At 73.6% G+C, this 11,747-nt stretch carries 12 protein-coding genes; 9 read left to right on the top strand and 3 right to left on the bottom strand.

The genetic code is table 11. The features are described from left to right. The 9 genes from ABWI04_RS38935 to ABWI04_RS38975 form a co-directional block, all read left to right on the top strand. On the top strand, window positions 1-1,174 hold a 1,174-nt coding region (locus ABWI04_RS38935), incomplete at its 5' end, for a sugar ABC transporter permease (protein ID WP_353835523.1). 46 nt (window positions 1,175-1,220) lie between these two features. Then, the gene (locus ABWI04_RS38940; RefSeq protein WP_353835524.1) at window positions 1,221-2,732 is read left to right on the top strand and encodes an FGGY family carbohydrate kinase; all 1,512 of its coding nucleotides are present in this window, start codon (window positions 1,221-1,223) and stop codon (window positions 2,730-2,732) included. Next, entirely contained in the window at window positions 2,729-4,204 is a 1,476-nt protein-coding gene (locus ABWI04_RS38945) for an FGGY-family carbohydrate kinase (RefSeq protein WP_353835525.1), read from the top strand. Before ABWI04_RS38940 ends, ABWI04_RS38945 begins: the two co-directional genes overlap by 4 nt. Then, the gene (locus ABWI04_RS38950; RefSeq protein WP_353835526.1) at window positions 4,201-4,809 is read left to right on the top strand and encodes a histidine phosphatase family protein; all 609 of its coding nucleotides are present in this window, start codon (window positions 4,201-4,203) and stop codon (window positions 4,807-4,809) included. The genes ABWI04_RS38945 and ABWI04_RS38950 overlap by 4 nt, the downstream gene beginning before the upstream one ends. After that, window positions 4,810-5,865, top strand: a complete 1,056-nt coding sequence (locus ABWI04_RS38955; protein ID WP_345186539.1) for a 2-hydroxyacid dehydrogenase — start codon at window positions 4,810-4,812, stop codon at window positions 5,863-5,865. It begins immediately after the preceding gene. 29 nt (window positions 5,866-5,894) lie between these two features. Then, window positions 5,895-6,698 carry a hypothetical protein gene (locus ABWI04_RS38960; RefSeq protein ID WP_353835527.1) on the top strand — a complete coding sequence of 268 codons (804 nt, stop codon included), beginning with the start codon at window positions 5,895-5,897 and terminating at the stop codon, window positions 6,696-6,698. A gap of 232 nt (window positions 6,699-6,930) precedes the next feature. Beyond that, on the top strand, window positions 6,931-7,638 hold the full coding sequence (locus ABWI04_RS38965) for a hypothetical protein (RefSeq protein ID WP_353835528.1): 708 nt from the start codon (window positions 6,931-6,933) through the stop codon (window positions 7,636-7,638). Window positions 7,639-7,986: 348 nt separating this feature from the next. Further along, entirely contained in the window at window positions 7,987-8,478 is a 492-nt protein-coding gene (locus tag ABWI04_RS38970; protein WP_345186531.1) for a metallophosphoesterase family protein, read from the top strand. Between the two features lie 77 nt (window positions 8,479-8,555). Then, a complete protein-coding gene (locus ABWI04_RS38975) occupies window positions 8,556-9,365 on the top strand; it encodes a crotonase/enoyl-CoA hydratase family protein (RefSeq protein ID WP_345186529.1) in 810 nt (269 codons plus the stop codon). Between the two features lie 536 nt (window positions 9,366-9,901). Here the strand turns inward: ABWI04_RS38975 and ABWI04_RS38980 are convergent. From ABWI04_RS38980 to ABWI04_RS38990, 3 genes are all read right to left on the bottom strand, one after another. Next, complete coding sequence (locus ABWI04_RS38980) at window positions 9,902-10,378, bottom strand: GNAT family N-acetyltransferase (protein ID WP_345186613.1); 477 nt, start codon at window positions 10,376-10,378, stop codon at window positions 9,902-9,904. Window positions 10,379-10,572: 194 nt separating this feature from the next. Beyond that, window positions 10,573-11,046 carry a DUF2752 domain-containing protein gene (locus ABWI04_RS38985; RefSeq protein ID WP_353835529.1) on the bottom strand — a complete coding sequence of 158 codons (474 nt, stop codon included), beginning with the start codon at window positions 11,044-11,046 and terminating at the stop codon, window positions 10,573-10,575. A 3-nt stretch (window positions 11,047-11,049) separates the two neighbouring features. Then, entirely contained in the window at window positions 11,050-11,340 is a 291-nt protein-coding gene (locus ABWI04_RS38990; protein ID WP_345186521.1) for a CD225/dispanin family protein, read from the bottom strand. Between the last annotated feature and the right edge of the window lie 407 nt (window positions 11,341-11,747).

Below are 11,747 nucleotides of genomic sequence, written 5' to 3' on the forward strand. Positions count from 1 at the left end.
CGCCGCGCTGGCGGCCGCGGCCGACCGGGTCCGCGGCGGCGACCTCGGCGTCGCGCCGGTGGTCGGCGGGCTGATCGTGATCTGGACCGTGATGCAGATCCTCAACCCGGTCTTCCTGTCCAGCGCGAACCTGGTGAACCTGGCGCTGGAGTGCGTGCCGGTCGGCGTGATCGCGCTCGGCGTGATGTTCATGCTGCTGGTCGGGCAGATCGACCTGTCGGTGGGCTCGGTCAGCGGGCTCAGCGCCGCCGTCGTCGCGGTGCTGTTCGTCGACCACGGCTGGCCGTCCTGGCTCGCGATCGTCGCCGCCGTGGCGCTGGCCGTCGCGCTCGGCTGGTTCTACGCCCAGGTGTTCAACCGGCTCGGCGTGCCCAGCTTCGTGATCACCCTGGCGGGGCTGCTCGGCTGGCTCGGCCTGCAGCTGTGGATCCTCGGCCCCAAGGGCTCGATCAACCTGCCGTTCGACTCGCGGCTGGTGACCTTCGCCCAGCTCGACTTCCTCCCGCCGTGGTTCGCCTACGCGCTGGTCGCCGTCGGCGCGGCCGGGCTGTACCTGACGGGCCACAACCGGGCCGCGCAGCGCCGCAGGGCGGGCCTGCCCGCGACGACGGAGCGCACGCTCATCCTGCGCAGCGCCGCCCTGCTCGCCGGCCTCGCCGTGGCGGTCTGGTACCTGAACCGGGACCGCGGCGTCGGCTGGATGTTCGTCCTGTTCCTGGTGCTCGTGCTGGCGACGCACTACGTCCTGTCCCGGACGAAGTACGGCAAGTCCGTGTACGCGGTCGGCGGCAACGTCGAGGCGGCCCGGCGCGCCGGCATCAACGTCAGGACGGTCTACGCCTCGGCGTTCGTCCTGTGCACCACGCTCGCCGCGATCGGCGGCGTCCTCGCCGCGGCGCGCCTCGCGGCGGCCAACCAGAGCAGCGGCGGCGGCGACGTCAACCTGAACGCGATCGCGGCGGCCGTCATCGGCGGGACGAGCCTGTTCGGCGGGCGCGGCAACGCGTTCGCGGCACTGCTCGGCATCCTGGTCATCCAGTCGATCTCCAGCGGGCTGACGCTGCTGAACCTCGACTCGTCCTACCGTTTCATGGTCACCGGCGCCGTGCTGCTGCTCGCCGTGGCGCTGGACTCGGTCGCCCGCCGCTCCCGCGCCTCGCACGGCCGCGCCTGACCGGCACGGGTTGGATGGGACCACTACGCAACGGACGGGGGAGCCGATGACGGTCGTCTGCGTCGACGCGGGCACCACGATGATCAAAGCGGTGGGGTACGCCGGGGACGGCGCCGAACTGGCCGTCGCCCGGCGGCCCACCGAGGTCGCCCGGCCCGCGCCGGGACACGCCGAGCAGGACATGGCCGCGGTGTGGCGGGCCGTCGCCGACGCCGTCCGGGAGGTGCTCGGGAAGGTCGGCGGCGACGTCGACTTCCTCGCGCTCACCGCGCAGGGCGACGGCTGCTGGCTGGTGGACGGCGACGGCGCGCCCACCGGCCCGGCGATCCTGTGGAACGACGGCCGCGCCGCCCCCGCCGTCGAGCGCTGGGCGGCCTCCGGCGTGCTGGAGCGGGCGTTCCGCGTCAACGGGTCGCTGCACTTCGCGGGCCTGCCGAACGCGATCCTCACCTGGCTGCGCGAGCACGACCCCGACCGGCTCGCCCGGTCGGCGGCGTCCCTCACCTGCGGCGGCTGGATCTTCTCCCGCCTCACCGGGCGGATCGCGGTGGACGGCTCGGACGCGTCCGCGCCGTTCCTGGACATCGCCGAGCTCCGCTACTCGGACGAACTGGTCCGCGCCTACGACATGGAGTGGGCGCGGCGGCTCCTGCCCGACGTGCTCGGCGACGACCGGCGCGCCGCTCCCCTGACCCGGGGCGCGGCGGACGAGCTGGGGCTGCCGGAGGGCCTGCCCGTCGTCCTCGCCCCCTACGACATCGCGTCCACCGCGATCGGCGTCGGCGCGGTCGACCCCGGCCAGGCCTGCACGATCCTCGGCACGACGCTGTGCACCGAGACGGTCGTGGACGGCCCGCGGCTGGGCGGTGACCCGTCCGGCCTCACGGTCGCGATGGGCCTGCCGGGCCGCTACCTGCGGGCCTTCCCGACGCTCGCGGGCGGCCAGGTCGTCGACTGGGCGTGCCGCGTGCTCGGCCTCGCCGCGCCCGCGGCGCTCGCCGAGCTGGCCGCGTCGGCGGCGCCGGGCGCCGACGGGCTGGTCTTCCTGCCGTACCTGTCGCCCGCCGGCGAACGCGCGCCGTTCCTGGACCCGCAGGCGCGCGGCGCGTTCCACGGCCTCACCGTCCACCACGAGCGCGAGCACGTCGCCCGCGCCGTCCTGGAGGGGCTCAGCCTGGTCGTCCGCGACTGCCTGACGGCGGCAGAGACCCGTCCCACCGAGCTGCGGGTCAGCGGCGGCGGCTCGGCCAGCCCCGTCTGGCTGGGCATGCTGGCCGACGTCACGGGCGTCCCGGTCGTCCGGTCCGCCGACAGCGAGGCCGGGGCGCGCGGCGCGTTCATCACCGGCCTCCTGGCCACCGGGCGGGCCGCCGACGCCCGCGCCGCCGCCGGAGACCACGTCCGTCCCGGCGACACCCACGCGCCCGACCCGGACCGGGCGGCTCACTACTCCCAGACCTACGAGGACTTCTTGACGATCCGCTCCACCACGGCGCCCGCCTGGCCGACCCTCGCGGCGGCCCGCGCCCGCACCGGCCTGGACGGCGGCGCCCGGTGACCGACCAGAACGAGGCGGTGTGGGTCGGGGTCGACCTGGGGACGCAGAGCGTGCGCGCGCTCGCCGTCACCGCGTCGGGCGACGTGGCGGGCGCCGGCAGCCGGGCGCTGACCGGGCGGCGGGACGGCCCCCGGCACGAGCAGGACCCCGAGGACTGGTGGACGGCGGTCGGCGCCGCCTGCCGGGAGGCGCTGCGCGACGTCCCGGCGCCGGCGGTGCAGGCCGTCGCCGTCGACGCCACGTCCGGGACGATCCTGCTCACCGACGACGGCGGGCGGCCGCTGACCCCGGCGCTCATGTACGACGACACCCGCGCCGCCGGCCACGTCCAGCGGGTCAACGAGGCCGGCGGCGAGGTATGGCGCGCCCTCGGCTACCAGCGCATGCAGCCCGCCTGGGCGCTGCCGAAGCTGCTGTGGCTCCTGGAGCACCACCCGCGCGAGGGCGCCCGCCTCGCCCACCAGGCCGACTTCGTCAACCGGCGGCTGACCGGGCACCCGGTGGCCGCCGACCTCAGCAACGCGCTCAAGACCGGGGCGGACCTCGTCGCCGAGGACTGGCCCGCGGACGTCCTCGACGCGCTGGGCGTCCCCGCCGGCCTGCTCCCGCCCCTGGAACGGTCCGGCACCCCGCTCGGGACGGTCTGCGCCGCGGCCGCCGAGGCGACCGGCCTCCCCGAAGGGACCCCGGTCGTCGCGGGCGCCACCGACGGCTGCGCCGCGCAGCTCGGCACCGGGTGCCTCACCGTCGGATCCTGGAACTCCGTCCTCGGCACGACCCTCGTCCTCAAAGGCGTCAGCGACGACCTCGTCCAGGACCCGTTCGGAGTCGTCTACTCCCACAAGGCCCCGGACGGGCGGTGGCTGCCCGGCGGCGCGTCCAGCACCGGCGCCGGCGCGCTCTCCCGCGACTTCCCGGGCCGCGACCTGGCCGACCTGGACCGGCGCGCCGCCCGGCACGAACCCGCGGCGGCGCTCGCCTACCCGCTCGTCCCGGCGGGGGAGCGGTTCCCGTTCCTCGCGCCGGACGCCCGCGGCTTCCGGCTGGGCGGCACGGGCGACGAGGCCGACGACTTCGCCGCCCTCCTGCAGGGCGTCGGCTACCTGGAGCGGCTCTGCTTCGACCACCTCGACCTGCTCGGCGCGCCCACCGGCGGCGACCTGACGCTGACGGGCGGGGCCGCGCGCAGCCGGTACTGGTGCCAGCTGCGCGCCGACATCCTCGGCCGCCCCGTCGTGCTGCCCCGGCAGGCCGAGCCCGCGCTCGGCGCCGCCGTCCTCGCCGCCGCGCCGGGCCGCGACATCGCCGAGACCGCCGGGCGGATGGTCGCCGTCAGGGCGGTGATCGACCCGCGTCCGGACAGGACCGGCGTGTTCGACGCGCCCTACCTGCGCCTGGTCGGTGAGCTGGAACGGCGCGGATGGCTGCCCGCCGAGACCGCCGCGCACGCACGCGAGAGGACATCACGATGACGCGCCTCATCCTCGTCCGGCACGGGGAGACCGAATGGCACGCCGACAACCGCTACGCGGGGACCAGCGACGTCGCGCTGACGCCGCGCGGCCTGGAGCAGGCCCGCGCCCTGGCCGCGTGGGCGGGCACGGCCCGGCCCGACGCGGTGTGGTGCTCGGACCTGTCGCGGTCCCGGCTGACCGCGGCGCCGTCCGCCGCGGCGATCGGCGCGCGGCTGCACGTCGACGAGCGGCTCCGGGAACTGGACTTCGGGCAGGGCGAGGGGCTCACCCGCGCGGAGATGGAACGCAAGTTCCCCGAGGATCTGCGCGCCTTCCTTGCCGACCCCGTCGCCGCGCACCTTCCCGGCGGCGAGGATCCGTCCGCCGCCGCCCGCCGCTTCACCGCGTGCCTGGACGACATCTCCCGCCTGCACCAGGGCGGCCGCGTCCTGGTCGTCGCGCACTCCACGGCGATCCGGCTCGCGCTGTGCCGGCTGCTGGGGGTGCCGCTCAAGGACTACCGGCGGCGGTTCCCGTCGCTGGGCAACTGCGCACTGACCGAGATCCGGCTCCGGGACGGCGAGGCCGCCCTCCTGGAGTTCAACACCCCACTGGAGCGATGAATGACTACCCGCGTGCTCGCGGCCGGTGACCTTTTCGTCCGCAACGAGCTGCTCATCGACGCCCTGCGCGCCGAGGCGCCCGCCGACCTGGCGTTCTCGGAGGTCACCCTGCCGTGGCCGGTGGAGCCGTTCGGGCGCGTCGCGGAGGTGGACGAGGCGTCGGGGACCGAGGAGCAGCTCATCGAGGCGCTGCGCGGCGCCGAGGTCTGCGTCACCCAGATGGCCCCGCTGACCCGGCGGATCCTGGAGGCCTCGCCGGACCTGCGGCTGTTCGGGATCAGCCGCGGCGGGCCCGTCAACGCCAACCTGGAGGCGGCGACCGAGCACGGCGTGGCCGTCTGCTTCGCGCCCGGCCGCAACGCCGGCGCCACCGCCGAGCACACCCTCGGGCTGATCCTCGCGGCGGTCCGGCGCATCCCGCAGACGCACGTCGACCTGATGGCGGGGCAGTGGCGCGGCGACTACTACCGCTACGACGACGTCGGCATCGAGATCCAGGGCAGCACCGCCGGTCTCGTCGGCTGCGGCGCCGTCGGCCGCCGCGTCGCCCGGGCCCTCGCCGCGCTCGGCGCCCGCGTGCTCGTCCACGACCCGTACCTGGACGACCTCGGCGACCTGTCCGGCATCGCCGAACTCGTCCCGCTCGACGAGCTGCTGGCGCGCGCGCAGATCGTCTCCCTGCACGCCCGCGCGACGCCGCAGACCACGGGGATGATCGGCGCCGCGCAGATCGCCGCGATGCCGCCCGGCTCCATCATCGTCAACTGCGCGCGCGGGTCGCTGCTGGACTACGAGGCCGTCTGCGACGCCGCCGAGTCCGGCCACCTGTTCGCCGCCGCGTTCGACGTCTTCCCCGAGGAGCCGATCCCCGCCGGGTCGCGGCTGCTGACCACCCCGAACATCATCGTCACACCGCACCTGGCCGGGGCCAGCAAGCAGACCGCCGCCAACGCGGCCCGCATCCTCGCCGCCGACGTCGGCCGCCACCTGCGCGGCGAGGCCCTCCTGCACTGCGCGAACCCCGAGGTGCTGGCCCCCCGGCCCACCGGCCCCTGACCTCCCCACCCCCCACCCAAGGAGGCACGATGCACGGACCCGGACTCGGCGAGGCAGCTCTCACTCGCCGCAGAGTCCTCGGCTTCGCGGGCGCCGCCACGCTCGCCGGAGCCGCAGCCCTGGCCGGCGCCCGCCCCGCCGCGGCCGCCGGACGCTCCTTCACCTTCGACCTGTTGTTCAACGTCCCCCACACCGACAACATGCAGGGCCTGGCCTACCGCCGCGGCCGCTTCTACGTCGGCTTCGACGTGGGCGGCGGACACGGCGTCATCCGCGAGTACGACCGCGACGGCACCACCCTCAAGGAGAGCGCGCCGCTCGCCGTCGGGCACGCCGCCGAGATCAGCGCCGACCGCGACGGGCTCCTCTACGTCGCCACCGGCGGCGGCACGAACCCGACCAAGGTCAACGTCGTGGACTGGAGCGGCGAACCCGAGGTCGTGCGCACCATCGACTTCGGCGCGCTCGGCAACTCCGGCCTGGTCGCGGTCGACGACCGGCGCGACGGCCTGCTCGTGCACGCCGGACCGGGCGACCAGGGCCCCTTCGTGTTCGCGTTCACCGACCTCGACGGCACCGTCCGCTCGACCTTCGACCTCGGCTACCAGGGCGTCCCGCAGGGCCTGGAGATGGCCGGTGACAAGGTCCTCTACTACACCAACAACGCCATCACCGTGCTGGACCGGGCGGGGAACATCCTCGAAGCGATCCCCATCCCGCTGACCGGGGAGAGCGAGGGGCTGGCGGTCGCGCCCGCGGGCCGCGGCACCCGCGTCTTCTTCGGCTACAACAAGCCGAACCGCGTCTACGCGATGACGCCCGTGTTCCACTGACAGGCCAGGCGCGCGGCCGGGTTCCGTCCATACCTCCCGTCCCGGCCGCGCGCCCTCCCATTTCTGCGCACAAAGTGCTTGACTCCGCGGTCGATATCACGGTCGACTTAGCATCCGGCGGCCCTCGTTTATCGGAATCTTCTAGAGTGCGGATATCCGGCGGGAAGGGTCTTGCATTTCACGGCCACTCGGGTAGAAAAAATCAAATCCCTCTCCCCGAGGAGGAAACCCCGTGAAGGCTCCCATCAGGCTGGCCGCCCCCCTCGCGGCCGCCTCCGCCGCGCTGGCCCTGACGGCGCCCGCCGCGTCCGCCGCCACCACCACGATCCGCCAGGAGACCGCCACCGGAGCCCCCTACTCCGGCAACTGGCAGGTCGCCACCGTCGGGGGTCTGGCGTTCTCCGTCGACTACCTGGGCGCGAAGGTGACCGGCTCCTGCGACGGCGCCGAACTGCAGGGCACCGTCCAGTCCACCGGCGCGGGCGAGCTGACCGCCGCGTCGATCGGCGCGTGCCGGACCTCCAACGGCCTGAGCTCCCCGCCCACCGACCTCGACCTCAGCCAGATGCCCGACAAGAGCGGGAGCGTCGCCTACGACCCGGTCTCCGGCGGCCGGGACGGCGTCCTGTCCATCAACGGCGGTCTTCGCTTCAAGATGGAAGGAAAGATCCTCGGCATCACCGTCACCTGCTACTACGGATTCCGGACGGGCGGCACCGACGGTCTGCGCTTCGACGTCTACAACCGCGACAACCCGAACCGCCCCCTGCCGGGCCAGGACGACGCGCAGGGCAGGGCCGACGGCATCACGCTCGTGCGGCAGACGGGAAGCAGCGGCCTCTGCCCGTCCAACGGCACCGGCAGCGGCTCCGCCATCGCCCGCGGTGAGAGCACGCCGGGCTCCGGCGTCTTCGACCGCAAGCTCTACCTGACCCCCTAGCCCAGGGCGAGCGTGCGGAGAGGCGGCCGGGCCCGGGGCCGGTGCAAGGGAGTGATCATCCTCCTCGGGCCCGGCCGCCCTCACTGTGCCCTCGCGGTGCTGGGTCGCCGTGTCGGGAAGAACGACCGGGGGCGTACGGCCGAATCCTTCTGGACGATCGCGAGGAATTCGAGCGTAACTCCGCAGTTCAGCCCTGAGTAATGACTGCGTGTTTACAGTTGTTTCCCACGCGTGTCCGAGACCTGCCGTGGCAAAATCACTCACTTTTCAGCTCGAACGCGCCGACGGGCGGCGCCCCGGCGAGGTCGGCATCCGGCCCATGGTGACCCCTGAGGGAGAATGGGGCGCATGAGAGCGGTGGCCATCTCCGACACCCACGCGCCCCGGCGCTGGAAGTCGTGCCCGCCGCGGGTGGCCGAGCACCTGCGGGACGCCGACGTGATCCTGCACGCCGGCGACGTGTGCGTCGCGTCCGTCCTGGACGAGCTGGCCGAGTACGCGCCCGTCCACGCCGTCCTCGGCAACAACGACGGGCCCGACGTGGCCGGGTGGGGCGCGCCCGAACGCCTCGAACTCGACCTGGACGGCCTCGCCGTCGCGATGGTCCACGACAGCGGCCAGGCCAAGGGCCGCACCGCCCGGATGCGGCGCTGGTTCCCCGGCGCCGACCTCGTCGTGTTCGGGCACTCCCACATCCCCCTGGACGAGACCGGCGACGGCATCCGCATCTTCAACCCCGGGTCGCCGACCGACCGGCGCCGCCAGCCGCACGGCACCCTCGGGCTCCTGGACATCGACGGCGGCCGGCTCACCGAAGCGCGGATCGTCCCCGTGACCTGAGCCTCGCCCTCGACCGGCCGGACGCCGCATGGAATCGTCCCTTGGAGACGACCCGCGAGGATGAGAGGGCCCCCGGCATGACCGACCGCGTCACCGTGCACGTCCACGAGGGGGTCGCCGACGTGCGGCTCAACCGTCCCGACAAGCTGAACGCCCTCGACCTGGCCACGTTCGAGGCGCTCGCCCGCACCGGGGACGCCCTCGCCGCCGACGGCTCCGTCCGGGCCGTGGTCCTGTCGGGGGAGGGCCGCGCCTTCTGCGCGGGCCTGGACTTCGCCGACTTCGCCGCCATGGCCGGCGACGGCGCCGGGCGGCGCGCCGGCGACATCACCGCGCGCGAGCCGGGACGCATCACCAACCTCGGGCAGCAGGCCGTGCACGTATGGCGGGAGCTGCCGCAGCCCGTCATCGCCGCCGTCCACGGCCACGCCCTCGGCGGCGGCCTGCAGATCGCGCTCGGCGCCGACATCCGGATCGTCGCCCCGGACGCACGCCTGTCGGTCCTGGAGATCCGCTGGGGCCTGGTGCCCGACATGACCGGCACGGCCGCGCTGATCCGCCTGGTCGGAGAGGACGTCGCGAAGGAGCTCACCTTCACCGGCCGCATGATCTCCGGCGCGGAAGCCGTCCGCATCGGCCTGGCGACCCGCACCGCCGACGACCCGCGCGCCGCCGCGACCGAACTCGCCCGCGAGATCGCCGGAAACAGCCCCGACGCCGTCCGCGGAGCCAAGCGCCTGCTCAACCGCGCCGCCGACACCGACCTGGCCGGCCAGTTCCTGGAGGAGTCCCGGACCCTCGGCGCCCTGCGCGGAAGCCCCAACCAGGTCGAGGCCGTCCGCGCCTACTTCGACAAGCGCCCGCCCGCCTTCACCGACCCGGCCTGACGCCCCGCCGACGCCTTCACCGGACGACACCGGGCGGGCGGCCTCGCATGGCGATTGGCCCCCGCTTGCTGCGGTGAACCTCCCGTGTGTCCGTCACGTTCGTGTGCCAGCCCAGACAGGACATCGTGCAGCAGCGGACACCGCCGCTAGGGGGACGCGTACAACTGGTGGCCGTCGCCGTGCCGCCGGTCCGAACGCGCGCGACCAACGTCTCGCGTCCAAGGCGGGACGGCCTCGACCGCCGAGGGAGCGGAGCGGTCGGGGGCTCGCGTCGCCTCGAAATGACTGGACCGTTCGGGATCGCGCTCGCCGCGGGACGCGTGAGGGGAGCGCGGAGAACAGATACGTCAGGCCGTGGGCGACTCCTTTGTCCAGCCGCGTTCCGCCTTCCGCCCGTTCGCCGCGAGCGCGGCGAACGGGCAGGTACGCGCCGGATGGCGATCGCGGCGGTGCGGTCCCGTCTCTAGCGGAGAGGTTTTGATGCCTCTTCACGGTCGAGCGTGGACGCATGCGCGGGGCCAGGCGCGAGACGGACTTCAGTCGAGCGGAAGCTCGGCGGTCACCTCGTCCCCTTCAACGGTGAGCACGGCGCCTGCGGTCGCCAGCAACGAGCGGGCACCGCGGTTGCCGGTGGTCGTCGAAGCGAGGAACCTTGCCGCTCCGGTCGACCGGGCCTCAGCCAGCAGCAACGCCGTCACCCGCGTGCCGATCCCGCGACCCCGGGAAGCGCGGCTCAACCAGATGCCCGCCTCCACCGCGTCACCTCGGGGCTCCAGGCGCGCCGCCCCGACCGCCTCCCCGTCGACATCGATCACCCACGTGCGCTCTACCGCCGTCGCCGGGTTCAGGCATCTCGCCCGGTGGAACTCCAGGAACGCCGTCCGGCGCTCAGGTGTCCAGCCGGGCGCGCCGGCGACCGGAGGCATGACCTCCAGAGGATCGGCGCCCGCCACGGCCGCGTCCAGCAGCCGCGCCAATGCGGGCTCATCCAGGGAACATAGGGCTACTTCCATCACGCACAGAGTGTGATTGCTGGCCGGGGGCCTGCGCGAGCGAATTTCGGCCCGGCACGCTCCACTGGGGGTGCTACTCCACTGGGAAAGCACAGCGGAGCTGCCGCGAACACCGGGGAGCCGAGGGCCATGGAGTGCCTGGCATGCCGCGCCGGGCATGGCGAAGGGAGCGCCCGGCCCATGGCCGTTGGTGGTCAGGCGGCGAGGGCCGAGCCGACAGGGAGGTTCCGGATCAGCCAGAAGAGAAGGATGGCGGCGAACAGGGCCCAGATCAGCGCGGGGTGCGCCACCTTCGTCCTCACCGGACGATCCAGGGCGCGGGCTCTCGCCCACCGGAGCCAGAAGAACGCCAGAACCGGGAGCATCGCGACGGTCAGCACGTTCAGGCCGAAGGCCTCCTGGAGATGGCCGTGGGCGAGCGCGTGGACGGTGCGCATCGAACCGCAGCCCGGGCACTGGAACCCGGTGAGAGCGAGGAAGGGGCATGTCGGATAGTGCCCCGCCTCGTTGGGGTCGACCGCGGCGACGTACAAGACGGCGGCGACGCTGAGGACCAGCACCCCGCCGGGCCGCAGGAGCCGGACGGCGAGGGGCTGTCGAGAACCGTCCGGTGCTCCGGGAACCGGCCCGCCCCGCGGGAGCGGGACGGGCCGGGACTCATCCGTCATCGGTCAGCTGCCGCTGTTCCCCGCCATGGCGATGAAGAAGTAGATGGCGCCGACGACCACGCCGAGGACCGCGGACACGATCGCCCAGGTCTTCGCGTTGTTGGAGGACTTGATCGCACCGGCCTGGTCGCCCGCCGACCACTTGGAGTTGACCTGGGCGGCGTAGACGATGGACACGACGCCTGCGGGCAGGCAGCACAGGATGGTGGTCGCGATCGCCCACGGGAGGTGGTTCGGGGGCGGAGAGCCGGCGCCGGAGCTCGGGGGCGGCGGCGGGGCGGGCGGGTAGGCCATGGTGGTACCTCTCCTGCTTGGGCTGGGTGATCTACTTAGATAGATGGTGACAGGCCCCACCGGGTTCCCCCAATACGCTGCAACCTGCGGAGGAGCATCGGACCGGGGTGCCGATTTGACGTGGGCGCTCCGACCGCGTAAGTTAACCCCTCGTCCCCTCACGGATGCAGGACGCCCGCATGGCGGCCGGCCGAACCATGGGGAAACCACCTACGAACCAGCCGACACGGCTTCGTCGTGTCGGCCGTGCCGTGCCGTGGTGGGTCGGAAAAGCTCGATTTTGACAATCGGGCCGGATCTGATGAAATAGCGACACCGCCGGGAAGGAACCGCGCAAGCGGATTCGGAATGGCGTATCGGAAAAGCCCGGAATTGACAGTCCGAGCGGATCTGATAAAGTAAGAACA

This window comes from Actinomadura sp. NPDC000929, assembly GCF_040492065.1.
GTDB lineage: Bacteria > Actinomycetota > Actinomycetes > Streptosporangiales > Streptosporangiaceae > Spirillospora > Spirillospora verrucosospora.

Excerpts from the sequence above, each read along its gene's own strand:
- ABWI04_RS38985 (WP_353835529.1), bottom strand. The coding sequence starts at position 11,046 with ATGACGGATGAGTCCCGGCCCGTCCCGCTCCCGCGGGGCGGGCCGGTT.
- ABWI04_RS38955 (WP_345186539.1), top strand. The coding sequence starts at position 4,810 with ATGACTACCCGCGTGCTCGCGGCCGGTGACCTTTTCGTCCGCAACGAG.
- ABWI04_RS38950 (WP_353835526.1), top strand. The coding sequence starts at position 4,201 with ATGACGCGCCTCATCCTCGTCCGGCACGGGGAGACCGAATGGCACGCC.
- ABWI04_RS38980 (WP_345186613.1), bottom strand. The coding sequence starts at position 10,378 with ATGGAAGTAGCCCTATGTTCCCTGGATGAGCCCGCATTGGCGCGGCTG.
- ABWI04_RS38940 (WP_353835524.1), top strand. The coding sequence starts at position 1,221 with ATGACGGTCGTCTGCGTCGACGCGGGCACCACGATGATCAAAGCGGTG.
- ABWI04_RS38975 (WP_345186529.1), top strand. The coding sequence starts at position 8,556 with ATGACCGACCGCGTCACCGTGCACGTCCACGAGGGGGTCGCCGACGTG.
- ABWI04_RS38960 (WP_353835527.1), top strand. The coding sequence starts at position 5,895 with ATGCACGGACCCGGACTCGGCGAGGCAGCTCTCACTCGCCGCAGAGTC.
- ABWI04_RS38970 (WP_345186531.1), top strand. The coding sequence starts at position 7,987 with ATGAGAGCGGTGGCCATCTCCGACACCCACGCGCCCCGGCGCTGGAAG.
- ABWI04_RS38990 (WP_345186521.1), bottom strand. The coding sequence starts at position 11,340 with ATGGCCTACCCGCCCGCCCCGCCGCCGCCCCCGAGCTCCGGCGCCGGC.